The following is a 23660-nucleotide window of genomic DNA, read 5'->3' as shown; positions in this document are numbered from 1 at the left end:
CCCCACAACCATTTGCAATCCCCACCGTTATATATTCAAATACACATCGAAATTTCCCTTCCCATAGAGTCACTTCATGTTGAATGTTAAACGTCTGCTTCCCGGCATCGTGCTGCTCTGCGCCACGTGTGCCGTTGTTTCACCCGCCGAGGCGGATCGCACGCTCACCGACCAGCTTGGCCGTCAGGTCACCCTGCCCGATACCGTTAACCGCGTGGTAGTACTGCAACATCAGACGCTCAATCTGCTGGTGCAGTTAGACGCCAGTAAAGACGTGGTTGGCGTACTCAGCAGTTGGGAAAAACAGTTGGGCCCCGATTTCGCACGCTTTATGCCGGCACTCTCCTCTTTGCCCATGCCCGGCGACCTGACGCAGGTGAATATCGAAAGCCTGCTGGCGCTGCGCCCGCAGGTAGTATTCGTCGCCAACTATGCGCCTGCGGCGATGATTCAGCAGATTCAGAACGCCGGGATCCCGGTGGTCGCGATTTCGCTGCGTGAAGATGCCGCTGGTGAAAAAAACAAGATGAACCCGACGATGGCTGATGAAGAACACGCCTATAACGAAGGGCTGAAACAGGGTATTCGCCTGATTGGCGCGGTGGTGAATCGCGACAAACAGGCAGACGAGCTGATCCGCTACACCTTTAGCGCGCGCCAGAAATTCAACGCACCGGTCGCGGATATTCCCGAAGACAAAAAAGTCCGCGTTTATATGGCGAACCCGGATCTCAACACCTACGGCTCCGGAAAATATACCGGGCTAATGATGCAGCATGCGGGTGCGATGAACGTCGCAGCGGCGACCGTGAAAGGTGCGCATCAGGTGTCGCTGGAGCAGGTATTGCAATGGAACCCGCAGGTGATTTTCGTGCAGGATCGCTACCCGGACGTGGTGAAAGAAATCACCACTGATCCACAATGGCAGGCCATTGATGCCGTGAAAAATCATCGCGTCTGGCTGATGCCTGAATACGCCAAAGCCTGGGGCTACCCGATGCCGGAAGCGCTGGCGATTGGCGAATTATGGATGGCGAAGAAACTCTATCCAGAGCGCTACAAAAACGTCGATGTCGATGCTCAGGCCCAGGATTATTACCAACACTTCTACCACACTGACTGGCAGCCGCATGCTCAACCGTAGTCAGCCGCTGGCGCTTCAGGGTGGGTTGATGCTGCTCACCCTTTTTCTTGCCGTGGTGTCCCTTTGCTTTGGTCAGTATCCTCTGCCCCTGCGCGATGTGCTCTGGCAGCTGTTTCATCCCAATGCGTCTGCGGATATCGCGCAGCAGATAGTCTGGTCAGTGCGCTTACCGCGCATGTTGATGGCGCTGCTGGCGGGGGGCGCGCTGGGGTTGTGCGGTGCGACGCTTCAGGGCGTGTTCCAGAATCCGCTGGTCGATCCGCATATCATCGGCGTTACCTCCGGCTCCGCTTTTGGCGGAACGCTGGCGATTTTGCTGGGGTTTAGCGCCCCGCTGATGATGGGATCCACGTTCTTCTTTGGCCTGCTGGCGCTGTGCCTGGTCTATCTCATCGCTGCGTTACAGGGGCGAGAAAGCACGCTGATTTTGATCCTCGCCGGGATCATTCTCAGCGGTTTCTTTGCCGCGCTGGTGAGCCTGATGCGGTATCTCGCTGATACGGAAGAGACGCTGCCCAACATCGTTTTCTGGCTGCTTGGCAGCTTTGCGACGGCAAACTGGCACAAAACGCTGATGCTCGCGCTCCCGGTCGCCCTGGCCGCTGCGGTCCTGTTTAAACTGCGCTGGCGCATTAATTTACTGACCCTCGACGATAAAGATGCGCGCGCGTTGGGCGTTAACGTCACACCGCTACGTCGCGGGGTGCTGGTGTGCTGCGCTCTGCTGGTTGCCGCACAGGTGGCGGTAAGCGGCAGTATTGCGTGGGTGGGATTGGTGATTCCCCATCTGGCCCGTTTGCTGGCGGGTGCGGATCACCGTCGCCTGCTGCCAACCGCGTTCTGGCTGGGTGCCAGCTTTATGATTGTGGTGGATGACGTGGCGCGCACGCTGACGGCGGCGGAGATCCCCATCGGCATTCTGACCGCATTGATTGGCGCGCCGCTGTTTACCCTGTTACTGGTGCGCAACGCGCGCCGAGGAGCCCGCTCATGACCGCGTCACTTTCTCTGAATGCATTGGTATATGGTCATCAGCAGCCGTTGTTTTCCCCGATGACACTCGAGTGCCGTCCCGGTGAAATCTGGGCGGTGTTGGGGGCAAATGGGCGCGGGAAGAGCACATTGCTCGACACGGTGACCGGCGTGCTGCGGGCAATTTCTGGCAGCGTAGACGTACGCGGCGGCGTGGGGATTGTGCCGCAATCTTTTCGCCCGGCGTTTGCCTGGCGGGTGCGGGATGTGCTGATGATGGGCCGTGCGCGTCACATCGCCCTGTTTGCGCAACCCAAACAGGAGGATGAGCAACAGGTGACGCAGGCGCTGGCGCAGCTCAATATTACGCATCTGGCCGATACATTGTTCCACGCCCTTTCCGGCGGCCAGCAGCAGTTGGTGATGATTGCGCGCGCGTTGGTCAGCGCCAGTCAGAATATTTTGCTCGATGAGCCCTGCTCGGCGCTGGATCTCGCCAATCAGCAAACCGTGTTGCAGCTGATCAGTAACCTGGCTCATGGTCAGTCGCGCACGGTGGTGTTCACCACACACGATCCCACTCATGCGTTACAAATCGCCAGCCACACGTTGCTGCTGTTGCCCAACGGCGAGTGGCTGGCAGGCGCAACATCGGACATCGTTCAGGAAGAAAACCTGCAACGCGCGTATGGCCTGCCGGTGCGTAAAATTCAGCTTATTGATTACGCATGCCCGGTTCTGGCGCCGCTGTTTTCAATTCACCGCTAAAAAACCTGCGTCGCGCAGATAACGTTGCCCAACGTCCGCAAGGATAAAGGCATACAGTGTCTGCGCATTTTCACTCTCAGCCAGCCGTGCGACATGGTAATCACAGCGAATATTCTGCGCCAACGGAAGCGAAACCACGCGCAGAGCGTCGTCGTGCGTTAACGCGGCGGCATAGTGCGCATAGCCGATAAACAGATCGGTCAGCTCCTGTTGCAGCAACCATTTACTGGCGATTTCACCTGACGGAATGCAGAGCGAGTCGCGCCCACCGACCAGTTGCATAGCGCGGGATTTCAGTTGCTCACCGAGGCCGGGCTCAAGGCTGTTTAGATTATCAAACAGCTGCCAGGTGTAATCACCGGAAGGGTCACAGCCTGGCGTAGAGGTCGCCAGCCGCAAGGCTGGGTTGCGCAGAAGTGTTAATGCGTCGCCCTCGAGGTGACGACGCGCGGTCAGAATTAGCGTGTTGCGAGCAAAGATCTGGCTTTCCCGCGCCAGTCCCTGCGCAACCAGCGTTTGTGGGTGCTGCGCGTTAGCCGAAGCAAACACATCGCACGCCTCACCCGCTTCGATACGCTCACGCAGCAGCCCGGCCGGACCAAAATTCAGGTTCACCGGGATGGCTGTTTGCGCGGTAAAACATTCAATCAGAGGAATAAATGCGCGACGCAGGCTGCCTGCGGCGAAAAGCGTTAAGGGGGATGGCATAGCAATATCCAGCGGGAAAACGGATATTTTAGCGGGATTATGCGCAATGTGCAGCCCGTAAAAATGCCGGGGGCGCTGCGCTTGCCCGGCCTACAAGGGCTGATATTCCCGTTGGTCTGATAAGCGCAGCGCATCAGGCATCATCTCCGTACTCGCCGGGGGCGCTGCGCTTGCCCGGCCTACAAGGGCTGATATTCCCGTTGGTCTGATAAGCGCAGCGCATCAGGCATCATCTCCTTACTCGCCGGGGGCGCTGCGCTTGCCCGGCCTACAAAGGCTCAAAATCCCGCAGGTCTGATAAGCGCAGCGCATCAGGCAAAAGCAGCATTAATCGATTTGAGCCAGGGCGCGCAACTGTTCCGGCGTTGCCACGGGGAGATGGAAGAAATCGAGATACGCGGGAATCATCTCAAACAACATATCCGTGCCCTGCTGAGTCGCACAACCGCGCGCTTTTGCCATCGCCAACAGTGGCGTGACGGCCTGCTTCATGACCACTTCACCGACGAACATCTCCGACGTAAGCAATTCAGCGGGCAGCGGCAACGGATCATCCGGGCTCATCCCTAAAGGCGTCGCGTTCACCACCAACTGATGTCCGGTAGGATCGTTCGCCATCAGGGTGATTTTCAGCCGCGGGTAATGCGCCTGTAAACGCGTGGCGAGCGCCGCAGCCATTTCCGGGCGGTTGTCATACAGGCTGAGCGCCGTAACGCCTGCCGCCGCTAAAGAGGCGGCAATCGCCGAGCCTACTCCGCCGCTGCCAACCACCAGCGCACTAGCTCCACGGGTTTGAAAGCCTTTGCGTTGAATACCACGTACGAAACCGTCGCCGTCGAACATTTCTCCGGTAAGCGTGCCATCCGCCTCGCGACGAATGGCATTGCATGCGCCGGCAATGGCCGCTGTCGGGCTCAGACGCGCCATGAGCGCACAGGTCGCCACTTTGTGCGGCATAGTGACCAGCGCTCCGGCAATATTGGTCATTTTGAACAGTGTCGGGACGAAAGCCGCGTAATCCTCAGGCATGACGCCCACCGGCACCACTCTGGCATCCACCTGCTGATCCGCAAACCACGGGTTGTAGATCATCGGTGCTTTGAAGCCTTCCGTCGGATAACCCAGATGGGCAATTAACCGCGTGTGACCACTAATTTGCATCGGTTTCTCCCTGCGTAATATCCAGTTCAATACGTTTTACATCACCAAGAATAAAGAGATACGCCACCACGCCGAGCAGTGCGGCACCGCCGATATAGATAAGCGCATAGAAGAAGTTGCCAAAGGCGGCGACGATAAAACCAATCACCAGCGGAGTGAGGATACCCGCGAAGTTAGCGCAAAAGTTAAACAACCCGCCGGTGAGGCCACCGAGTCCTTTGGGCGCCATATCGGAGATAAGCGTCCAGCCAAGCCCGACCATTCCCTGCCCAAAGAACGCGAAGGACATCACCAGGATCACCGCCGTGTCGCTCTCCAGCCAGTTAGCGGAGATGATGCAGCTTGCCATCAGCAGCCCCACCACGATCGGCAGCTTACGGCCAAGGTTGGCGCTGCCTGTGGCTTTAAGAATTTTGTCCGATACCCAGCCGCCGAACATCACGCCGCCCGCCGCCGCCAGGAACGGCAGAATGGCGAAGAAGCCCACTTTCAGCCACGGCATATGGCGCTCGGTTGCCAGATAAGTGGGGAACCAGGTCAGGAAGAAGACCAGCACCGTGTTGCCGGCAAATTGCCCAATACTGGCCCCGAGAATTTGCCGTTTGCTCAACAACTGGCGCACCAGCGGCCAGCTGAAATGCGTTTTTTTCTCCGTTCCAGTGGTGATACCGCCGCCTGCCGCGATGTAATCTCGCTCCTGATCGCTCAGATGTTTATCTTCGTGCGGTTCGCGATAACAGCGCCACCACACCAGCGCGAATAGCAGACCAAAGACGCCAACGGTAATAAACAATGTTCGCCAGCCAAAACCATCCATTATCCAGAACAGTAATGGCGCGAAGCAGGCCAGCCCGAGGTATTCCCCCACCGTATACACCGCCGTGGCGCGCGCGCGCTCCTGCTGCGGGAACCAGGCGCTGACGACCCGACTGTTGACCGGGAAGCATGGCGCTTCACTCACCCCAAGGCCGAAACGGCACAGCAACAGCGTTTTCAGGCCAATCGCGAAACCATGCAGTAAGGTAAACAGCGACCAGAAACTCAGCGCCAGGAAATAGGTGACTTTGTTGCCAAAGCGGTCGAGGAACATCCCGCCGGGAATTTGCGCCAGCGCGTAAGTCCAGGCAAATGCAGAGAAAACAATCCCCATCATTGCCGCGCCTATCCCCAGATCTTGCGTCAGTTGTGGGGCGGCGATACCTAAAACCGTTCTGTCGAGATAATTGATCATGGTACCCGCGGCCAGCAGCGTCAGAATACCAATACGCCGCCTTGAGCGGGGAACCACCGCCACCGCCTCAACGGTTGCCACGCGATTATGGCTATATGTGTTCATAGGGCTTACCTGTCGTTGTAGAGTGCAGATGAATGTTTATTGTTATGGTCTTACGTTCGAAGTGAACCGGATGGTACAGTTAAAGCATCTGACGGTACTGCATCGCCGAAAGGCGTACGGCGGCATTTACCGCCCCGTACTGGGCGTAACCACCGCGCCTTTCGGTCAATTCGAAAAAGAAGCGCCCTTCACTGAACGGCCAGCTATAGCGATGGAAAAACTCACCACCCTGCGCATCGCGGTCATACAGAATTTGCTGCTGTTGCAGGGTTGCCATCCCTTCCGCCTGACCAAAGCGCGCGACCAGATCCTCGTAATAATTCGCCGGAACTGGCAGCGAAATGGCCGGGGAGAACGGCGGCATCGCCGGTAAATCGCGACAGGAAAAAGCGGCGTGCTGCAAGCCCGCGCCCTGATAACAAGCAACAGAGCGCGCAATCTGCGTGGCACGGCTTTGCGAAATATTGAGTGCAAAACGAATGTTGCCCTGCGGGCTTTGCACTGCCAGGCTGCGCACCAGTCCGTACGGGTCGGGCATGGTTTGTTCGTGCTCAAGCTCAAAACCAAACACCGAGCGGAAGAACATCACCCAGTTATCACGGCTGTCGGCTTCCATACCCAGCGCCAGATGATCGATCCCCGTAAAACCCTCAAGGTTATCATCAGGCGTCAGGGTGAAGTCCTGGGTGTAGATATTTTGTTTCTCATCAACCAGATAGATAAGGCTCCCGTCCGGCGCGCACACCGCCGGAATGGTGCTTTCATTCGGGCCGACTTCCCCTTGCCAGGTGGCGTAGCCGTACGCACGTGCCCGGGCAATCACCGCCGTACTATCGCTGACGCGCAACGCCATCGCGCAAAGAGAGACGCCATGACGTTGATAGAAGTGATCCGCCCAGCTGTGCGGTTGATAGTTAATGATGACCCGCGCATCGCCATTGCTCCACAGCGATACCAGCTTAGAACGGTGCATCCCGGTCTGGCGAAATCCCATTCCCGCCAGCATCGAGCCCAGTTTTTTCGCCTCTGCGGCGCTGGCGGTAAACTCAATAAACTCCATACCGAGCCATTGTGGCAATGGCTCGGTGATAAACAGATCCGCATCGCTTTTAGACAACGCTATGCGGGTTTGCTCCTCTAGCCACAGCAGAGAGCGATAGCCATCTTTCGCCGTCGCGCCGTTGGGCGAGGCGCGAAAACCGTCGTTAAAAATTTCCAGCGACCAGGGGCCACGATAACCACGGCGCGTCAGTTCGGTCGCAAATTCAATCAGCGGCAGCTCGCCCTGACCCGGGAAGCAACGAAAATGACGACTCCACTCCTGTACATCCATTTTCATTAGTGGCGCATCGGCCAGTTGCAAAAAAGTGATTTTCTCCAGCGGCACCTCATTCAGGCGCGTGAGATTATCCCCAAGCGACAGCACGTGAAAACTGTCCAGCACAATCCCCATCGCCGGGCTATTGACTGCGTTGACGCGCTCCCACGCCTGATACCAGCGATTGACGTGTGTCCCCCAGGCCAGCGCTTCGTAGCCAATATGGATATTCTCCTGCTCCGCCAGCGTTGCCAGCGCCCGCAGATCGGCAACCTGCCGGTCAAAATCTGCCGAGCAGTTCGGCGAGACATTGCTGCACAGCAACATGGTGTCGCACCCCAGCTCATGCATCAGCGCGAATTTACGTTTCGCTCGTGCAAGATTGGCGGCAAACTGTTCGCGGCTTGCGCCTTCGAAGTCACGAAATGGCTGAAATAAGGTAATTTTTAAGCCCAGATCGTCGGCCAGCATTCGGATATCGGTGGGCGTACCGGTATAATAGAGCAGATCGTTTTCAAAGATTTCAACGCCCTGATAGCCCGCCGCCGCAATGGCGCTCAGTTTTTCAGGCAGCGTACCGGAAATGGAAACGGTGGCAATGGAGCGCAGCATAGGTTTCGCCCTGTGTGAATGAAAAGATGAAACGAATATGAATCATTTGGTTCATTTACGCCAGATTCGGTTGCTAAATTGTGATCATTGTGTGTATTTTTTGTTCTTGAGAAAAAACAGGAGTTGCTATGTCCGCCGTTGCTCACGATGAAGCACAGTCTCTGAAAGAGAGGATTTTTACCGCCGCGATCGCCGTTTTCGCCGAGCATGGGCTCGCCGGGGCGCGTATGGAACAAATTGCCGGGGAAGCACAAACCACTAAGCGCATGGTGGTGTACTACTTCAAAACGAAGGAACAGCTTTATCAGGCCGTGTTGCAGCACGTTTATGCGCGTATACGTGAAACGGAACAGCAACTGGGGCTGGAAAATGTGCCACCGGTCGAGGCGCTGGTGCAACTGGTGAAATGGAGCGTGCGTTATCACGCCACGCATGCCGATTACATGCGGATTATCTGTATGGAGAATATGCAGCGCGGGAAATGGCTATTATCGTCCGATGACTTTAAGCGGGTGAATAAGAGCGCGCTTTCGCTGCTGGAGAATATTCTTCAGCGCGGTCAGCAGCAAACGATTTTTCAGCCCGGCGTGGAAGCGCGCGATGTGCACCGCCTCATCAGCAGCTTCAGCTTTTATCAGGTCTCCAACTTTTACAGTTTTAATAGCCTGTATCTGGATGGCCCGTTGCCGGAAATTGATGATGAAGCGTTAATTGCGCATCACAGCGATATTGCCGTTAAAGCGGTGCTACGTTTTGTGATTGCCTGAGTACATTGCCCGGCGGGGTTACTGCCCTGCCAGTGCTTTAATCACCTTTTCCATCGCTTCACGCGTCAGTTCTGAACGCTGAATCTTGCTATTGGCCAGCGCCGTACGCACTACGCCCGCAATCACAATATGTCTCGGTTCCTGGCCCAAATCGCGCATTTCGAGCACAACTTTACCGACCACTCGACACATCTCCTGGTACAGAACCTCGTCTTTACTCAAACTTCCCATTCCGCGCGCTCCCTGTTTTCCATTAATAATCAAAATATTATTGATTCAAATTTAATATAAATCAAATTGATGAATGTACACCTCTTTCCCCCGCCAAACCGCCTTTTATGGCGAGGAATTCATCAATAATCCTTACCACGTTGTTATAATACCTTACTGGAAAGGTTTTTATTTTGTTAATGCCAATATTTCGAATTTTGAAACGCTGTTTTTATTTTCTTTTTGTGATGTTACACCGTATAATACGCGCCGATTCTTTCTTGAATGGTTTCAGCTCATTGAACTGTATTAATAACCAACATAATTATCGTACCCTTCAGTTTGCTGAACCACTAGCACACTTTCCTCTGCACGCTTTTTTGATGTCACCTATCCTTATGATGGCGTGGCGTCGCAAGTTTCGTAACACAGGTTTGACTCCGTGGCTGTGCGCTTATGGAGCGAGATTCCCATATCCTTCTCAACTTACTCAACTTAAAGACTAAGACTGTCATGAAAAAGACCAAAATTGTTTGCACCATCGGTCCGAAAACCGAATCCGAAGAGATGTTAGGCAAAATGCTCGATGCGGGCATGAACGTTATGCGTCTGAACTTCTCCCACGGTGACTATGCTGAACACGGTCAGCGCATCCAGAACCTGCGCAACGTGATGAAGAAAACCGGCCAGAAAGCCGCTATCCTGCTGGACACCAAAGGTCCGGAAATCCGTACCATCAAACTGGAAGGCGGCAACGACGTCTCCCTGAAAGCAGGCCAGACCTTCACCTTCACCACTGACAAATCTGTTGTCGGTAACAACGAAATCGTTGCTGTAACCTATGAAGGTTTCACCACCGACCTGTCCGTTGGCAATACCGTTCTGGTTGACGATGGTCTGATCGGCATGGAAGTTACCGCTATCGAAGGTAACAAAGTTATCTGTAAAGTGCTGAACAACGGCGACCTGGGTGAAAACAAAGGCGTTAACCTGCCGGGCGTTTCCATCGCGCTGCCAGCACTGGCTGAAAAAGACAAACAAGACCTGATCTTCGGTTGCGAACAAGGCGTTGACTTTGTTGCGGCGTCCTTCATCCGTAAACGTTCTGACGTAGTCGAAATCCGTGAGCACCTGAAAGCGCACGGCGGCGAGAAGATCCAGATCATCTCCAAAATTGAAAACCAGGAAGGCCTGAACAACTTCGACGAAATCCTTGAAGCGTCTGACGGCATCATGGTTGCGCGTGGCGACATGGGCGTTGAAATCCCGGTTGAAGAAGTTATCTTCGCGCAGAAAATGATCATCGAAAAATGTATCCGTGCACGTAAAGTCGTTATCACTGCGACCCAGATGCTCGATTCCATGATCAAAAACCCACGCCCTACCCGCGCAGAAGCCGGTGACGTTGCCAACGCCATCCTGGACGGCACCGATGCCGTAATGCTGTCTGGCGAATCCGCGAAAGGTAAATACCCGCTGGAAGCTGTGACCATCATGGCGACCATCTGCGAACGTACTGACCGCGTGATGACCAGCCGTCTGGAGTTCAACAACGACAGCCGTAAACTGCGCATCACTGAAGCCGTTTGCCGTGGCGCGGTTGAAACTGCAGAGAAACTGGACGCGCCGCTGATCGTGGTTGCTACCCAGGGCGGTAAATCGGCTCGCGCAGTGCGTAAATACTTCCCGGATGCCACCATCCTGGCGCTGACCACCAACGAAACCACCGCGCGTCAGCTGGTGCTGAGCAAAGGCGTTGTGCCACAGCTGGTGAAAGAAATCTCCTCTACTGATGATTTCTATCGTCTGGGTAAAGAAGTCGCTCTGGAAAGCGGCCTGGCGCAGATAGGCGACGTTGTCGTGATGGTTTCTGGCGCACTGGTACCAAGCGGAACCACCAATACTGCATCCGTACACGTACTGTAATAATTTACAGATCTATTTCAGATGCGAATAAAAAGCGCCCTTCGGGGCGCTTTTTTTATTACGTCTAATCACCATGCTCAATAAAAAAGCAAATCAGATTTTACTCTTTAAACTAAAATTATCTAAGACGAATCCGATGGAACTCCCCTGTTTTCATAGAGTTTTTCTTTCATCAGAGGGAAAGTCGATGCTTCTTTGAGCGAACGATCAAAAATAAGGGTTTTCGGATAAAAAAATATTCTCAAGATAAAAAAGTTTGTGTAATACTTGTAACGCTACATGGAGATTAACTCAATCTAGAGGGTATTTATAATGAATCGTACTAAACTGGTACTGGGCGCGGTAATCCTGGGTTCTACTCTGCTGGCAGGTTGCTCCAGCAATGCTAAAATCGATCAGCTGTCTTCTGACGTTCAGACTCTGAACGCTAAAGTTGACCAGCTGAGCAACGACGTGAACGCAATCCGTTCCGACGTTCAGGCTGCTAAAGATGACGCAGCTCGCGCTAACCAGCGTCTGGACAACCAGGCTCACTCTTACCGTAAGTAAGAGTTCTGGTAATAAAATGGCGCACATTGTGCGCCATTTTTTTTGCCTGTGATTTAACAATCGCTACTGCGTTATCGTTCCCGAAACCTCGCCCTCCGACACCGCATCACCATGCTGCATCGATAATGACGGCTCTGTCGCGCGCGCTGTGCCACTTTCAGCACTCACGGCGACCGGATACCCCGCCCGACGCGTCAACGCCTTCTGAAGCTGCTCCTTGCGTACATCCGCATGCTGTGAGAACTGCGTGAAGTCAGACGAGAGCGTGAAGCTCAGATTCTGCGTATCCTGTTCCGGATTCTGCGATAGCGGACGATGCACTTCCACGTAACGCATGCCATTCGGCTCAACGGAATATTTCACCGGCTCGTTGATGACGCGCACCGGCGTGCCGCTACGAACCTGACTGAACAGCGCTTTGATATCCGGCGCATTCATACGGATGCAGCCTGAACTCACGCGCAGACCCACGCTGTCCGGCGCACTGGTGCCGTGAATCAGATATTCACCGTTACCGTATGCCAGACGCAGTGCATAGCGCCCCAGCGGGTTATTCGGCCCGGCAGGTACTACGGCAGGCAGATGGATCCCCTTCGCAGCAGAACGCGCGCGAATGCCCGCTGGCGGCGTCCAGGTTGGATTGGGGATCTTCTGACCGATGCGTGTGGTCATCTCCGGCGTTTCAAGCCCCTGTAATCCGATACCAATCGGATAAACCTGAACCTGATTTCCTCCCGGTGGATAGTAGTAGAGCCGTAGCTCAGCCAGGTTGACGATGATGCCTTCACGCGGAGCATCCGGCAGCAGCATCTGCGATGGGATGGTTACGACCGTTCCCGGTTTCGGTACCGGTGCCATGGTGTTATTGGCTTCAATAAGCAGCATCGCCGCCGTATCAAAACGTCGCGCAATGGCCTGTAAGTTACGATCACTCTCCTGAACCGTGTAGGTTTGGTTCTGGCCAATCAGGCGACTGTTGGCCGGAGGCAGCGGATAATCAACAGCCCAGGCGCTTTGTATCGCACCAAGAGCCGCCAAAATGCTAAGAGTAATAAGAGACGCGCGCTTCATATGGGATTCCTTATTCACATTCACTGACAAACCGCCAGAAAGCAGAACGGCCAGCGAGGCGCTTCCTGCCTCGCGTAACTGTATGAAAGCTGTCTATATTATATTAGCTGAAGTTAGCGACTTGCGCGCGAATCGCGCGAATCATAGCTTCCAGCCCCTGCGAACGCGAGGGCGTGAGGTGTTGGGTCAGCGCCATCTGGCTGAACCACGGGCGAACGTCAAAGGCGAGGATATCGTCCGGTGTCATTTTATCGAAGAGAATAAACACCACGGCAATCAATCCTTTCACAATTGCCGCATCGCTGTCGCCCTGTAATTCGACAATACCGTCCGCATTACGGGAAACCACAATCCACACCTGGCTCTGGCAGCCCTGAATACTGTTTTCCGGGTTATGCGCCTCCGGGGTCAAGGGCGCAAGACGCTGCCCCAGCTCGATAATGTAGAGATACTTCTCCTCCCAGTTTGCGCACCGGCCAAAATTACGCAGCAGCTTCTCTTTATCCGGTAAAGCAGCCATCGTTCCTCCCTGTTATCCCAATAAGTGATGAATGCGTCGCAGACCCGTCACCAGACGGTCGACCTCTTCAAAGGTGTTATACATCGCCAGTGACGCCCGGCACATTGCCGGCACCTGATAAAATGCCATTAGCGGCATCGCACAGTGATGTCCGGTTCGCACGGCAATGCCGTAGTTATCCAGGAAACTGCCGACGTCATAGGCGTGGTGCGTGCCGAGGTTAAAGGCGATGACGCCCAGCCTGTCCGCCGGGCCATAAAGATGGAGATCGGGCACGTCCGCAAGCGACGCCAGCGCGTAATGCATTAGCGTTTGTTCATACTCGCCAACCGCTTCAAGCCCCAGCGCACTGAGATAATCGAACGCCGCGCCGAGGCCCATAATACCGCCCGTATTCGGCGTCCCGGCCTCGAAGCGCCACGGCGCTTTCGCCCAGGTCGTGCCTTCCGTCAGGCTGACGGTCGCAATCATCGAGCCGCCCCCTTCCCACGGCGGCATCGCCTGCAGTATTTCTTCTTTCACATACAGCACGCCGATCCCCGTCGGCCCATACAGTTTATGGCCCGAAAAGGCATAGAAATCGCAGTCCAGCGCCTGCACATCGACCGGGTGATGCATCACCGCTTGCGCGCCATCAATCAGTGCTTTCGCGCCATGCTGATGCGCCAGTGCGATAAGCGCCGCCACGGGGTTTTCTGTGCCGAGGACGTTAGACACCTGGGTCACCGCCAGCAATCGGGTGCGCTCGTCGAAAAGCGTTGGTGCAATATCCATCTGCAATGTGCCATCAACATTGAGCGGGATCACGCGCAGTTCCGCGCCTGTCCGGGCGCAAAGCATTTGCCACGGCACAATATTGGCGTGGTGCTCCATCGCGGTGATCACAATGTTATCGCCTGCACGGACGTTGTCGTTTCCCCAACTGTTGGCCACCAGGTTTATCCCTTCGGTGGTACCGCGCACGAAAACCAGTTCTTCAGCGGAACGGGCATTAAGGAAGTTTGCCGCTTTCTGACGCACCTCTTCCATCCGCTGCGTCGCTTCAGCGCTCAGCGTATGAATGCCACGATGCACCGCCGCGTAACCATGACGATAAAACTCCGCTTCTGCGCGGATCACCTGCTCCGGTTTTTGCGCGCTGGCGGCGGAGTCGAGATACGCCAGTGGCTGACCATTCACTTCCCGGCTTAACACCGGGAAATCGTCGCGCACCTGTTGTACGGAAAATGTCATTGTGAATCTCCTGGCAAGCGCTGGCCGATCCGCGCCAGTACCTGCTGTTTCAGCGCATCATGGGCGATGGCTTCCGTCAATTCGGCAGCAAAGGCATAGATAATGATTTTGCGCGCGTCGCTGTCGTTTATACCGCGCGAACGCAGATAAAAAAGCTGCTCATCATCAATGCGGCCGACCGTCGCGCCGTGGCTGCACTTTACGTCATCAGCGTAAATTTCCAGCTGCGGTTTAGTATCCGCCTCCGCCAGTCGCCCCAGCAGCAGATTGTTATTGGTCATCTGCCCGTCGGTTTTGATGGCGTGTTTCGCCACGTTAATCAAACCATTAAAAACCGCACGGCCTTTATCGCTGACGATGGTTTTGTGCAATTGTCGGCTGTTGCAATAGCCTTTGTTGTGCTCAAGCCAGGTGCGGGTGTCGCACACTTCCGTATTGATCGGCATCGCCAGGCTGTTCATGCGTAAAGTGGTGTTTTCACCGTTTAACTGAGTGCTGGTGTGGTGTCGCGTTACCGACGCGCCGAGCAGAAAACTGCTGCTGTGAGCGCTGGCATCCTGACCCAAACGAATGTCGTTATGGGCAAAGTGGAAGCTCTGCGGATTTTCAAAGGCCAGCTTTAGATGATGCAGATGCGCATTGTCCGCCACATCCATGGTGAATCGCGCCCCGGTAAAGTGGCGTTGATCGTTGAGGCTGACGTAATGTTCTATCACCGTCGCTTCCGCGCCAGTTTCCAGCGTGATGTGGTGGCGATAATGGGCGGTGTTCATTTCATCACCCATCAGCCCCCGCGTGATGTGCATAAGCAGCAACGGTTTCGCCGGACGTTGATTACGGGCGACGCGTATGTGCGTCACCGTTGCCGCGAGGCTTTCGGTGAGATGCAGAAAAACTTCGCCGTTAACCGCCGCAGGCAGGTCTTCACGCACGTTATTGACCGCAACCTCAAACCCGCTCTCGTCCAGCGCATCGCTCAGTCCAGGCGCAAACTGACCGTCGACAAACACCAGACGCCACGCATCCATCGTTAAGGCCAGTGAATCGGGCGCAATATCTTCAAGCGTGGTCAGCCGTGGCGCGACAAACTGGCTATTGAGCAGGCTATCCAGTGCGGTGTATTTCCAGTCTTCATCTTTACGCGTGGGCAGACCCAGTCGCAGCACCTGTTGCAAATGTTCCCGCGCCTGAGGGGAACGCTGTTCGCCCTGCGCCTCAAACAGATGATGCCACTGTTGCAGCGCGTTACTGCTGTTCGGTAAGCCAGCCATAGCCCTGCTCCTCCAGTTGTTTCACCAGGGTAAAGTCGCCGGATTTCACAATCCGCCCCTGATAAAGCACATGCACCACATCGGGTTTGATGTAGTCGAGAATGCGCTGGTAGTGGGTAACGATGATAAATGACCGCTTATCATCACGCAGAGAGTTCACGCCGTCTGCCACAATCTTCAGGGCGTCAATATCCAGCCCGGAATCCGTTTCATCCAGAATGCACAGCTCTGGCTCAAGCACCGCCATCTGCAGGATGTCATTGCGCTTTTTTTCACCGCCGGAGAAACCGACGTTAACCGAGCGGGTCAGCAAGTCCTGCGGCATTTTCAACAGGTTGATTTTCTCTTCCATCAGATCCTGAAAATCAAAGCGATCCAGCGCGTCCTGACCACGATATTTACGCACGGCATTCAGCGCCGTTTGCAGGAAAAACTGGTTGCTGACGCCCGGTATTTCCACCGGATACTGGAACGCCATAAAGATCCCTTCCCCCGCCCGCTCTTCAGGGGAGAGTTCCAGCAGGTCTTTACCCTTAAAGGTCACCGTGCCGCCGGTCACTTCATAGTCTTCGCGCCCGGCAAGCGTAGCGGAAAGCGTACTTTTCCCGGAGCCGTTCGGCCCCATAATGGCGTGCACTTCCCCCGGCTTTACCTCAAGGCTCAAGCCGCGCAGGATTTCTTTCTCTTCAACGGCAACCTGTAAATCTTTGATACTTAACATAGAGATCCCTTAATTCTTATCCGACGCTGTGTTCGAGGCTTATCGCCAGCAGTTTTTGCGCTTCCACGGCAAACTCCAGCGGCAGCTCGGAGAAGACGTCCTTACAGAACCCGTTAACGATCATCGAGATCGCATCGTCTTCGCTGATCCCACGCTGCAGGCAGTAGAACAATTGATCTTCACCGATACGCGAGGTAGTGGCTTCATGTTCCAGCTGTGCACTGTTATTGCGGCATTCAACATACGGGAAGGTATGCGCGCCACAGTCCGGGCCTATCAGCATTGAGTCGCACTGGGTGTAGTTACGCGCGTTGGTGGCGGTGGGCATGATTTTAACCAGCCCGCGATAGCTGTTCTGGCTATGCCCGGCGGATATCCCCTTTGAGATGATCGTCGATTTGGTGTTTTTGCCGATGTGGATCATTTTGGTGCCGGTATCGGCCTGCTGATGCCCGCTGGTCAGCGCCACCGAGAAGAATTCGCCAATCGAATTATCGCCGCGCAAAATGCAGCTCGGGTATTTCCAGGTAATGGCGGAACCCGTTTCTGACTGGGTCCAGGACATTTTGCTGTTTTCGCCCTCGCACAGGGCGCGCTTGGTGACAAAATTAAGGATACCGCCGGTGTTGTTATCGCCAGGGAACCAGTTTTGCACCGTGGAGTATTTCACTTCCGCGTTTTTGTGGATGATCACTTCCACGACCGCCGCGTGCAGCTGATAACTTTCACGCACCGGGGCAGAACAACCTTCGATGTAACTCACATAGCTGCCTTCATCAGCAATCAGAATGGTGCGTTCAAACTGGCCGGTTTTTTCCGCGTTAATGCGAAAATAGGTCGACAGCTCCATCGGGCAGCGCACACCTTTCGGGATGTAGATGAAGGTGCCATCTGACGCCACCGCCGCGTTCAGGGCAGCAAAAAAGTTATCGTTCGATGGCACAACCGTGCCCAGATACTGTTTCACCAGTTCTGGATGATCGTGAATCGCTTCGCCAAACGAACAGAAAATAATGCCCTGCTCAGAGAGTTTTTCGCGATAGGTGGTCGCCACGGAAACCGAGTCGAAAATCGCATCAACAGCCACTTCTTTACCTTCGCGAACCGGTACGCCAAGCTGGTTAAACGTCGCTTCGACTTCATCGGTGAGGAAGGTATTGGCGCCCGTCTGCTGCACCGCGCCCGGTTCAGAGGCACAGGTCTCATCGCAGTTGCCGCATGAGGGCGCAGAGTAGTAGCTGTAGTCCTGATAATTGAGCGAAGCATAGTTCGCTTTCAACCAGTGCGGCTCTTTCATCTGCTCCCAGGCATGGAAGGCATTCAGGCGAAACTCGAGCATCCATTCGGGCTCATTACGTTTTGCCGAAATCGCGCGGACCACCTCTTCGTTGATTCCTTTCGCCAGTTCGTCGGTCTTTAACTGGGTGAAGAAGCCCTCTTTGTAATTCAGCGGGCCGCCGGTCCAGGTCTGGACATCGTCAGTTGCTTCAGTATTGCGCGTCATAATCGTACCGCCTATACCCCAAAACTTTCGCCGCAGCCGCATTCGTTCTGCGCTTTCGGGTTATGAAATTTAAATATCTGATTCAATCCTTCGCGCACGTAATCCACTTCGGTGCCATCGATAAACGGCATCGCGGAAAGAGGCACCCACAGTTTTGCGCCGTCAGACTCAAATAACAGGTCATCGGCATGAGGCTCGGTTACCGTATCCAGCACATAGCCAAATCCTGCACAGCCGGTCTGTTTCACGCCAAGACGCACGCCCTGCATCCCTGGTTGTTTACTCACCAGATTGCGAATTTGTGTTGCTGCCGCAGGCGTTAACGTCAGGCCACGCCAGGCAAAATCATTGGGATCAAACGTTCCAGAATCTACTTCCATTGGTCTACCTCATCGGTTAAGCCATCGAAGGCATAACGCCATGTTAGTGATAATGATTATCACTTCAACCCATCTGCAACAGGGGTATTACCTTCGAACCTGTTTTACAGTGGCTTTTTATAAGCATAGACCCTCATTGTGCGGGCAACCGGGAGAGATGATTTTTTACAACGCATTGAAAAATAATAGATTAAGAAAAGGTAATTACCGGAAGTGGTTGAAGAATAAAACATGCATCGATAATGCCTATTTATTTGATAGTTTTTCGCCTCTCAGTACCATACGACTCACATCTTCGATACGCTAACTTGCCGAATCGCTAAATCTGACCTAAATCATTGATGACCCCTTCAAAACTATCGGGAGAAATCATGGGTTATTATGTGCTTAAGAAATCTGATAAAGACGTTGCGCAGCCGTGGTATTTTTTGCTGAAGGCCGATAATCACGAAACCATCGCCACCAGCGAGATGTACTCAAGCAAGGACGCGGCGAAGAAGGGCATTGCGTCCGTTCAGAAGAACGGTGCGAGCGAAACGATTAAAGACGATACGGCGAAATAATTAAAAGGCCCAGCAATTTGGGCCTTTTGCATCTAATTTACACCACGGCGGTTGTCAGGCGCGATGTGCAGCACAAGCGCCCTTCCTCATCGAAGATTTCGATTTGCCACACCTGGCTGCGACGCCCGGTGTGGATAGCTTTACAGACGCCGCGTACCCGGCCGCTACGCACCGCGCGGATATGGTTGGCATTGACTTCCAGCCCGACAACTTTTTGATCGCCCTCGGTACAGAGATAACCCGCCACTGAACCTAGTGTCTCGGCGAGAACAACCGATGCTCCGCCGTGTAGCAGACCGAATGGCTGGTGCGTGCGATGGTCAACGGGCATCGTCGCCTCCAGCGCATCATCGGTTAACGCCACATAGCGAATATCCAGCAGCGCCATCATCGTCCCTTCGTTCATCGCATTCAGGGCATCGAGGGTCGTCTGACGTCTCCAAATCATCCAATAATCTCCAGAAGTGCCTGTAACGGATGGCGAACGCCATTACCTTCCACGCGCTTCACCTGGCTACGGCAGGAATATCCGGTTGCCAGACAGCGATTACGCGGCAGGCGTTGCATGGCCTGCTGCCATGATAGCGCATAAATCCCCAGCGAGTTTTGATGGTTTTTCTTTTCGTGACCATAGGTTCCCGCCATGCCGCAGCAGCCAACGTTGACGTTCTCCAGCTTCGCGCCAAATCGGGCAAATATGGACGCCCACTGTTTTGGCGCGGAAGGCAGCGCGGTCACCTCGGTACAGTGACCAAACAAATACCAGGGCTCGCCGCCGGATTCGTGGCTATCAATACCGTCCAGCGCCTGAGGCAGCCATTCATGCACCAGCATGACGTTGAAATCGCCGCGTTTATCGCCCAGCACTTGCTTGTATTCATCGCGGTAACACAGCACCAGCGCCGGGTCGACGCCCACCATAGGCATGCCCAGCTCCGCCACCCGGTTAAGGTACTCCGCCGTTTTACGCGCGGTTTTGGTAAAGCGCGTCACGAAACCTTTAATATGCTGTGCTTTACCATTGGATGAGAACGGCAACAGCACGGGCTGAAGGCCCAGCTTATCGATCAGACGAATAAAGTCGGCCACCACCTGCGCATCGTAGTAGCTGGTGAAGGGATCCTGCACCACCAGCACGGTCATCGCTTTTTGTTCGGGCGACAATGCCTCAAGCTGCTCCAGCGTCAAATTGGCGGAACGGTGCGAAATCATCTGCTTTTGCAACGACGGTGCGGAAAGCATCGGCAAATCAATCATACCAATGTGTTTTTCCGACAGCTTGCGCACCAGTGGCTGGCTCATAAAGAAGTTAAAGGTTTTCGGCGCACGCGCCATCAGCGGCGCATAGCTTTCAACCGTCGCCACCAGATGATCGCGGAGCGGACGCAGATAACGCGTGTGATAAAGCTGTAAGAAACGCGCGCGGAAATCCGGCACATCAATTTTAATTGGGCACTGCGTGGAACAGGCTTTACAGGCCAGACAGCCCGACATCGCCTCTTTCACTTCGTGTGAGAAATCATATTCGCCCTTACGCGCGTGCCAGCTGTTGCGGGTACGCTCAATCAATGAACGCAGGCTGGCACGTTTGCCCGGCAGTTCTTTCTCCAGCAATAACGGATCGACGCCACGATCGGCCAACAAACGCAGCCATTCACGTACCAGCGTGGCGCGCCCCTTCGGCGAGTGGATACGATCGTTGGTTACCTTCATTGACGGGCACATCGGGCTTTTGGCATCGAAGTTAAAACATAACCCGTTGCCATTACACTCCATCGCCCCGCGCCAGGAGGATCGCACAGCAATCGGGATTTGCCTGTCAAAGGTGCCGCGTTTCACCGCATCCACTTTCATCATCGGCGCATCCACGCCTTCCGGCGGGCAGATTTTCCCAGGATTTAAACGGTTAAGCGGGTCGAACGCTGCTTTGATTTTACGCAGCTCACCGTATAGCGCATTACCAAAGAAAGCCGGGCTGTACTCCGCGCGGAAGCCTTTCCCGTGCTCGCCCCACAGCAGACCGCCGTATTTCGCGGTGAGCGCCACGACATCGTCGGAGATCTGCTTCATTAAGATCTCCTGCTGCGGATCGCACATATCCAGCGCCGGGCGCACGTGCAGCACACCCGCATCGACATGACCAAACATACCGTAGCTCAGACCGTGGCTGTCGAGTAACGCGCGAAATTCAACGATGTAATCCGCCAGATGTTCCGGCGGCACGCAGGTATCTTCGGCAAACGGAATCGGCTTCGCCGCGCCTTTGGCGTTGCCCAACAGGCCAACCGCCTTTTTACGCATCGCGTAGATGCGCTCGATGCCGTCAAGCTCATTGCAGCGCTGCCAGCCAATCACCCCGCCTTCCTGATTCGCGATCAGTGCGTCCAGACGCTGGCATAACGATGTGACCTGCTCTTCAATCAGCGCGTCATCGTCACCGGCGAATTCGACAATATTCAGGCCGAGCATCTCTTTATCGGGCACATCGGTGATCAATTCGCTGACCGAATGCCAGACAATGTCTTCTCGCGCCAGATTCAGGACTTTAGAATCAACCGTTTCCACCGACAGCGCGCGGGCTTCCACCATAAACGGCGCATTGCGCAGCGCAGAGTTGAACGAGTCGTACTTAATGTTCACCAAACGACGCACCTTCGGAAGCGGGGTGATATCCAGCCGCGCTTCGGTGATAAATGCCAGCGTACCTTCTGAGCCGGTGAGAATGCGGGTTAAGTCAAACTCGGTCATTTCGTCGTTGAAGACGTGGCGCAGATCGTAGCCGGTCAGGAAACGGTTGAGTTTTGGAAACTTATCGATGATGAGCTGACGATTAGCGCGACAGCCTTCAAATACCGTGCGATAAATTCGCCCGGAGGTGGACTGCTCTTTAGCCAGCGTTTCCGCCAGCGCAACCGGCACGGGCTGGGTATCCAGAATATCGCCGCCCAGTAGAACAGCGCGTACGCCTAAGACGTGATCGGACGTTTTGCCATACACCAGCGAGCCCTGTCCGGAGGCATCAGTGTTGATCATGCCGCCAAGCGTCGCCCGGTTACTTGTGGAGAGTTCCGGCGCGAAGAAATAGCCGTACGGTTTGAGATATTGATTCAGTTGATCTTTGATAACCCCGGCTTCGACCCGCACCCAACCCTCTTCGGGGTTGATTTCAATGATGCGATTCATATAGCGGGACATATCAATGATGATGCCCTGGTTCAGCGCCTGCCCGTTGGTACCGGTGCCGCCGCCGCGCGGGGTGAAGATAAGCGACTGAAAACGCTCTTCCGCCGCCAGACGAGCCAGCAGGGCCACATCTGCCGTTGAACGCGGGAATACCACCGCATCCGGTAATAGCTGATACACGCTGTTATCGGTTGCCATCGTTAGCCGGTCGGCATAACGGGTGGCAGTATCGCCAGTAAAACCTTGTTGCTCCAGTGCTTGCAAATAATTCAGCACCAGTTGAACGACGCCCGGTGCCTGAGAAATCTGTGGGATCATGACGCTTGACCCTGTCTGAATAGTTAGTGTTGTTATACACGCGCAGCGTCGCCATGGGCGGTTAGCGCATGTTTAATCGTTTGCGTAGTGCATTCAACGTTGTATCACATTTTTTTCTTATGCGCCCGGTAGATTTAAGTGCAAAATCGGCCGCCTAAGTGGATTGATATTATTATCAATAACAGGGTTTACGCCGCGCCAGCGTTCTGGCGCACAGAAGAAGGTAAATTTGATATATGAGTACGCTTCAACGTCCTCGCGATATACCGCAAATATTGCTATCGGTGCTGTTTTTGGCCCTGATGATCATCGCTTGTCTATGGATTATTCAGCCGTTTATTCTGGGCTTTGCCTGGGCGGCCACGATCGTCATTGCCACCTGGCCGGTACTGCTTCGGTTGCAACGCATACTTTTTGGCCGCCGGAGTTTAGCGGTTCTGGTGATGACACTGTTGCTTTTTTTACTGTTCGTTATTCCCATCGCCTTGCTGGTCAATAGCGTCGTCGACGGCAGCGCGCCACTGGTGCATGACATCACCTCTGGCACGCTGGAACTGCCGGACTTTGCGTGGCTTAACAGCATTCCTTTTGTTGGCGCGAAGCTCTATCAGGGCTGGCACAGCCTGTTGGATATGGGCGGTAGCGCTATTATGGCAAAAGTCCGCCCCTATATCGGCACCACCACCACGTGGTTTGTCGGCCAGGCGGCGCATATTGGCCGCTTCCTGCTGCACTGCGGATTAATGTTACTGTTCAGCGCGCTGCTCTACTGGCAGGGTGAAAAAGTCGCCTTTGGTATTCGCTACTTCGCGACCCGTCTGGCGTCCAAACGTGGCGATGCCGCCGTACTTCTGGCCGGTCAGGCGATTCGCGCCGTCGCGCTGGGCGTGGTGGTGACTGCGTTAACACAGGCAATTCTCGGCGGTATCGGCCTCGCCATCACCGGCGTACCGTATGCCACGCTGCTAACAGTTGTGATGATTTTTTCCTGCCTGGTGCAACTTGGGCCGCTCATCGTACTGATACCGTCAATCATCTGGCTCTACTGGACCGGCGATACCACCTGGGGCACCGTACTGCTGGTGTGGAGCTGCGTGGTGGGCACCATGGATAACTTTATCCGTCCGGTGCTGATTCGCATGGGTGCCGATCTGCCGATGATTCTGATTCTGTCCGGCGTTATCGGTGGTCTGGTGGCATTCGGCATGATTGGGCTGTTTATTGGCCCGGTAGTGCTGGCGGTCTCCTGGCGTCTGTTTGACGCCTGGATGCATGAAGTGCCCCCTCCGACGACCGACCCGGATCAGGTGCTGGAAGAGTTGCAGCAGTTTGATATGAGTATTGAGAAAAAAGAGTAATCCCCCGCCTCGCCCCACTTAAGCATTTCTTATCAATAAAGGGTAGTAATGTTAATGGATGCCATCA

General features: G+C 54.7%; 22 protein-coding genes. 8 read left to right on the top strand and 14 right to left on the bottom strand.

Annotated features, from left to right (window positions below; all coding sequences use genetic code 11):
- Nucleotides 1–76: 76 nt before the first annotated feature.
- From DBY68_RS20440 to DBY68_RS20430, 3 genes are read left to right on the top strand one after another with little or no spacing between them, the layout of a single operon-like run.
- Complete coding sequence (locus DBY68_RS20440; RefSeq protein WP_233503912.1) at nt 77–1144, top strand: ABC transporter substrate-binding protein; 1068 nt, start codon at nt 77–79, stop codon at nt 1142–1144.
- On the top strand, nt 1131–2138 hold the full coding sequence (locus DBY68_RS20435) for an iron ABC transporter permease (protein WP_108476821.1): 1008 nt from the start codon (nt 1131–1133) through the stop codon (nt 2136–2138). Before DBY68_RS20440 ends, DBY68_RS20435 begins: the two co-directional genes overlap by 14 nt.
- On the top strand, nt 2135–2884 hold the full coding sequence (locus DBY68_RS20430) for an ABC transporter ATP-binding protein (protein ID WP_108476822.1): 750 nt from the start codon (nt 2135–2137) through the stop codon (nt 2882–2884). The genes DBY68_RS20435 and DBY68_RS20430 overlap by 4 nt, the downstream gene beginning before the upstream one ends.
- Here the strand turns inward: DBY68_RS20430 and DBY68_RS20425 are convergent.
- The 4 genes from DBY68_RS20425 to DBY68_RS20410 form a co-directional block, all read right to left on the bottom strand.
- Complete coding sequence (locus tag DBY68_RS20425; protein ID WP_108476823.1) at nt 2870–3592, bottom strand: substrate-binding domain-containing protein; 723 nt, start codon at nt 3590–3592, stop codon at nt 2870–2872. The two genes, DBY68_RS20430 and DBY68_RS20425, sit on opposite strands and share 15 nt — an antisense overlap.
- 327 nt (nt 3593–3919) lie before the next feature.
- Nucleotides 3920–4753, bottom strand: a complete 834-nt coding sequence (locus DBY68_RS20420) for a shikimate dehydrogenase (RefSeq protein WP_108476824.1) — start codon at nt 4751–4753, stop codon at nt 3920–3922.
- Nucleotides 4743–6089 (bottom strand): MFS transporter, encoded by a 1347-nt coding sequence (locus DBY68_RS20415; protein WP_108476825.1) that lies wholly within the window; start codon nt 6087–6089, stop codon nt 4743–4745. Before DBY68_RS20415 ends, DBY68_RS20420 begins: the two co-directional genes overlap by 11 nt.
- A 79-nt stretch (nt 6090–6168) precedes the next feature.
- Nucleotides 6169–8019, bottom strand: a complete 1851-nt coding sequence (locus tag DBY68_RS20410) for a sugar phosphate isomerase/epimerase and 4-hydroxyphenylpyruvate domain-containing protein (protein WP_108476826.1) — start codon at nt 8017–8019, stop codon at nt 6169–6171.
- A 128-nt stretch (nt 8020–8147) separates the two neighbouring features.
- On the opposite strand from DBY68_RS20410, the gene DBY68_RS20405 reads away from it, so the two are divergent.
- Complete coding sequence (locus DBY68_RS20405) at nt 8148–8786, top strand: TetR family transcriptional regulator (protein ID WP_108476827.1); 639 nt, start codon at nt 8148–8150, stop codon at nt 8784–8786.
- An 18-nt stretch (nt 8787–8804) separates the two neighbouring features.
- On the opposite strand, the gene fumD is transcribed toward DBY68_RS20405, so the two are convergent.
- Nucleotides 8805–9017, bottom strand: a complete 213-nt coding sequence (fumD, locus tag DBY68_RS20400; RefSeq protein WP_108476828.1) for a fumarate hydratase FumD — start codon at nt 9015–9017, stop codon at nt 8805–8807.
- A gap of 492 nt (nt 9018–9509) precedes the next feature.
- Between fumD and pykF the strand changes: the two genes are divergently transcribed.
- Both pykF and DBY68_RS20390 read left to right on the top strand, forming a co-directional pair.
- Nucleotides 9510–10922 carry a pyruvate kinase PykF gene (gene pykF / locus DBY68_RS20395; RefSeq protein ID WP_108476829.1) on the top strand — a complete coding sequence of 471 codons (1413 nt, stop codon included), beginning with the start codon at nt 9510–9512 and terminating at the stop codon, nt 10920–10922.
- Between the two features lie 312 nt (nt 10923–11234).
- Nucleotides 11235–11471 carry a major outer membrane lipoprotein gene (locus DBY68_RS20390; protein ID WP_007374746.1) on the top strand — a complete coding sequence of 79 codons (237 nt, stop codon included), beginning with the start codon at nt 11235–11237 and terminating at the stop codon, nt 11469–11471.
- Nucleotides 11472–11534: 63 nt separating this feature from the next.
- Here DBY68_RS20390 and DBY68_RS20385 read toward each other — a convergent pair whose 3' ends face one another.
- The 7 genes from DBY68_RS20385 to sufA form a co-directional block, all read right to left on the bottom strand.
- Nucleotides 11535–12542: a L,D-transpeptidase family protein gene (locus tag DBY68_RS20385; RefSeq protein WP_108476830.1), complete on the bottom strand. Its 1008-nt coding sequence runs from the start codon at nt 12540–12542 to the stop codon at nt 11535–11537.
- A gap of 103 nt (nt 12543–12645) precedes the next feature.
- Entirely contained in the window at nt 12646–13062 is a 417-nt protein-coding gene (gene sufE, locus DBY68_RS20380; RefSeq protein WP_108476831.1) for a cysteine desulfuration protein SufE, read from the bottom strand.
- Between the two features lie 12 nt (nt 13063–13074).
- Nucleotides 13075–14295 (bottom strand): cysteine desulfurase SufS, encoded by a 1221-nt coding sequence (gene sufS / locus DBY68_RS20375; RefSeq protein ID WP_108476832.1) that lies wholly within the window; start codon nt 14293–14295, stop codon nt 13075–13077.
- A complete protein-coding gene (sufD, locus tag DBY68_RS20370) occupies nt 14292–15566 on the bottom strand; it encodes a Fe-S cluster assembly protein SufD (RefSeq protein WP_108476833.1) in 1275 nt (424 codons plus the stop codon). The genes sufS and sufD overlap by 4 nt, the downstream gene beginning before the upstream one ends.
- Nucleotides 15541–16287 (bottom strand): Fe-S cluster assembly ATPase SufC, encoded by a 747-nt coding sequence (sufC, locus tag DBY68_RS20365; RefSeq protein WP_108476834.1) that lies wholly within the window; start codon nt 16285–16287, stop codon nt 15541–15543. The genes sufD and sufC overlap by 26 nt, the downstream gene beginning before the upstream one ends.
- A gap of 16 nt (nt 16288–16303) precedes the next feature.
- Nucleotides 16304–17791 carry a Fe-S cluster assembly protein SufB gene (gene sufB / locus DBY68_RS20360; protein ID WP_108476835.1) on the bottom strand — a complete coding sequence of 496 codons (1488 nt, stop codon included), beginning with the start codon at nt 17789–17791 and terminating at the stop codon, nt 16304–16306.
- An 11-nt stretch (nt 17792–17802) separates the two neighbouring features.
- Nucleotides 17803–18171: a Fe-S cluster assembly scaffold SufA gene (gene sufA, locus DBY68_RS20355; RefSeq protein ID WP_015964198.1), complete on the bottom strand. Its 369-nt coding sequence runs from the start codon at nt 18169–18171 to the stop codon at nt 17803–17805.
- A 371-nt stretch (nt 18172–18542) separates the two neighbouring features.
- Here sufA and DBY68_RS20350 point away from each other — a divergent pair, with 371 nt between their 5' ends.
- Nucleotides 18543–18734, top strand: a complete 192-nt coding sequence (locus tag DBY68_RS20350) for a YegP family protein (protein WP_108476836.1) — start codon at nt 18543–18545, stop codon at nt 18732–18734.
- A 37-nt stretch (nt 18735–18771) separates the two neighbouring features.
- Here the strand turns inward: DBY68_RS20350 and menI are convergent, their stop codons facing one another.
- Nucleotides 18772–19182: a 1,4-dihydroxy-2-naphthoyl-CoA hydrolase gene (gene menI, locus DBY68_RS20345; RefSeq protein WP_108476837.1), complete on the bottom strand. Its 411-nt coding sequence runs from the start codon at nt 19180–19182 to the stop codon at nt 18772–18774.
- A complete protein-coding gene (locus DBY68_RS20340; RefSeq protein WP_108476838.1) occupies nt 19179–22235 on the bottom strand; it encodes an FAD-binding and (Fe-S)-binding domain-containing protein in 3057 nt (1018 codons plus the stop codon). Before DBY68_RS20340 ends, menI begins: the two co-directional genes overlap by 4 nt.
- A gap of 236 nt (nt 22236–22471) precedes the next feature.
- Here DBY68_RS20340 and ydiK point away from each other — a divergent pair, with 236 nt between their 5' ends.
- Nucleotides 22472–23593, top strand: a complete 1122-nt coding sequence (gene ydiK / locus DBY68_RS20335) for an AI-2E family transporter YdiK (RefSeq protein WP_108476839.1) — start codon at nt 22472–22474, stop codon at nt 23591–23593.
- The last annotated feature ends 67 nt before the right edge of the window (nt 23594–23660 follow it).

Origin of the sequence: Pseudocitrobacter sp. RIT415, assembly GCF_003057695.2 — a bacterium.
GTDB lineage: Bacteria > Pseudomonadota > Gammaproteobacteria > Enterobacterales > Enterobacteriaceae > Pseudocitrobacter > Pseudocitrobacter faecalis.
This window is presented reverse-complemented; position numbering and strand designations above follow the sequence as displayed.

Coding starts and splice junctions, on each gene's coding strand:
- DBY68_RS20440 (WP_233503912.1), top strand. CDS start 77: ATGTTGAATGTTAAACGTCTGCTTCCCGGCATCGTGCTGCTCTGCGCC.
- DBY68_RS20435 (WP_108476821.1), top strand. CDS start 1,131: ATGCTCAACCGTAGTCAGCCGCTGGCGCTTCAGGGTGGGTTGATGCTG.
- DBY68_RS20430 (WP_108476822.1), top strand. CDS start 2,135: ATGACCGCGTCACTTTCTCTGAATGCATTGGTATATGGTCATCAGCAG.
- DBY68_RS20425 (WP_108476823.1), bottom strand. CDS start 3,592: ATGCCATCCCCCTTAACGCTTTTCGCCGCAGGCAGCCTGCGTCGCGCA.
- DBY68_RS20420 (WP_108476824.1), bottom strand. CDS start 4,753: ATGCAAATTAGTGGTCACACGCGGTTAATTGCCCATCTGGGTTATCCG.
- DBY68_RS20415 (WP_108476825.1), bottom strand. CDS start 6,089: ATGAACACATATAGCCATAATCGCGTGGCAACCGTTGAGGCGGTGGCG.
- DBY68_RS20410 (WP_108476826.1), bottom strand. CDS start 8,019: ATGCTGCGCTCCATTGCCACCGTTTCCATTTCCGGTACGCTGCCTGAA.
- DBY68_RS20405 (WP_108476827.1), top strand. CDS start 8,148: ATGTCCGCCGTTGCTCACGATGAAGCACAGTCTCTGAAAGAGAGGATT.
- fumD (WP_108476828.1), bottom strand. CDS start 9,017: ATGGGAAGTTTGAGTAAAGACGAGGTTCTGTACCAGGAGATGTGTCGA.
- pykF (WP_108476829.1), top strand. CDS start 9,510: ATGAAAAAGACCAAAATTGTTTGCACCATCGGTCCGAAAACCGAATCC.
- DBY68_RS20390 (WP_007374746.1), top strand. CDS start 11,235: ATGAATCGTACTAAACTGGTACTGGGCGCGGTAATCCTGGGTTCTACT.
- DBY68_RS20385 (WP_108476830.1), bottom strand. CDS start 12,542: ATGAAGCGCGCGTCTCTTATTACTCTTAGCATTTTGGCGGCTCTTGGT.
- sufE (WP_108476831.1), bottom strand. CDS start 13,062: ATGGCTGCTTTACCGGATAAAGAGAAGCTGCTGCGTAATTTTGGCCGG.
- sufS (WP_108476832.1), bottom strand. CDS start 14,295: ATGACATTTTCCGTACAACAGGTGCGCGACGATTTCCCGGTGTTAAGC.
- sufD (WP_108476833.1), bottom strand. CDS start 15,566: ATGGCTGGCTTACCGAACAGCAGTAACGCGCTGCAACAGTGGCATCAT.
- sufC (WP_108476834.1), bottom strand. CDS start 16,287: ATGTTAAGTATCAAAGATTTACAGGTTGCCGTTGAAGAGAAAGAAATC.
- sufB (WP_108476835.1), bottom strand. CDS start 17,791: ATGACGCGCAATACTGAAGCAACTGACGATGTCCAGACCTGGACCGGC.
- sufA (WP_015964198.1), bottom strand. CDS start 18,171: ATGGAAGTAGATTCTGGAACGTTTGATCCCAATGATTTTGCCTGGCGT.
- DBY68_RS20350 (WP_108476836.1), top strand. CDS start 18,543: ATGGGTTATTATGTGCTTAAGAAATCTGATAAAGACGTTGCGCAGCCG.
- menI (WP_108476837.1), bottom strand. CDS start 19,182: ATGATTTGGAGACGTCAGACGACCCTCGATGCCCTGAATGCGATGAAC.
- DBY68_RS20340 (WP_108476838.1), bottom strand. CDS start 22,235: ATGATCCCACAGATTTCTCAGGCACCGGGCGTCGTTCAACTGGTGCTG.
- ydiK (WP_108476839.1), top strand. CDS start 22,472: ATGAGTACGCTTCAACGTCCTCGCGATATACCGCAAATATTGCTATCG.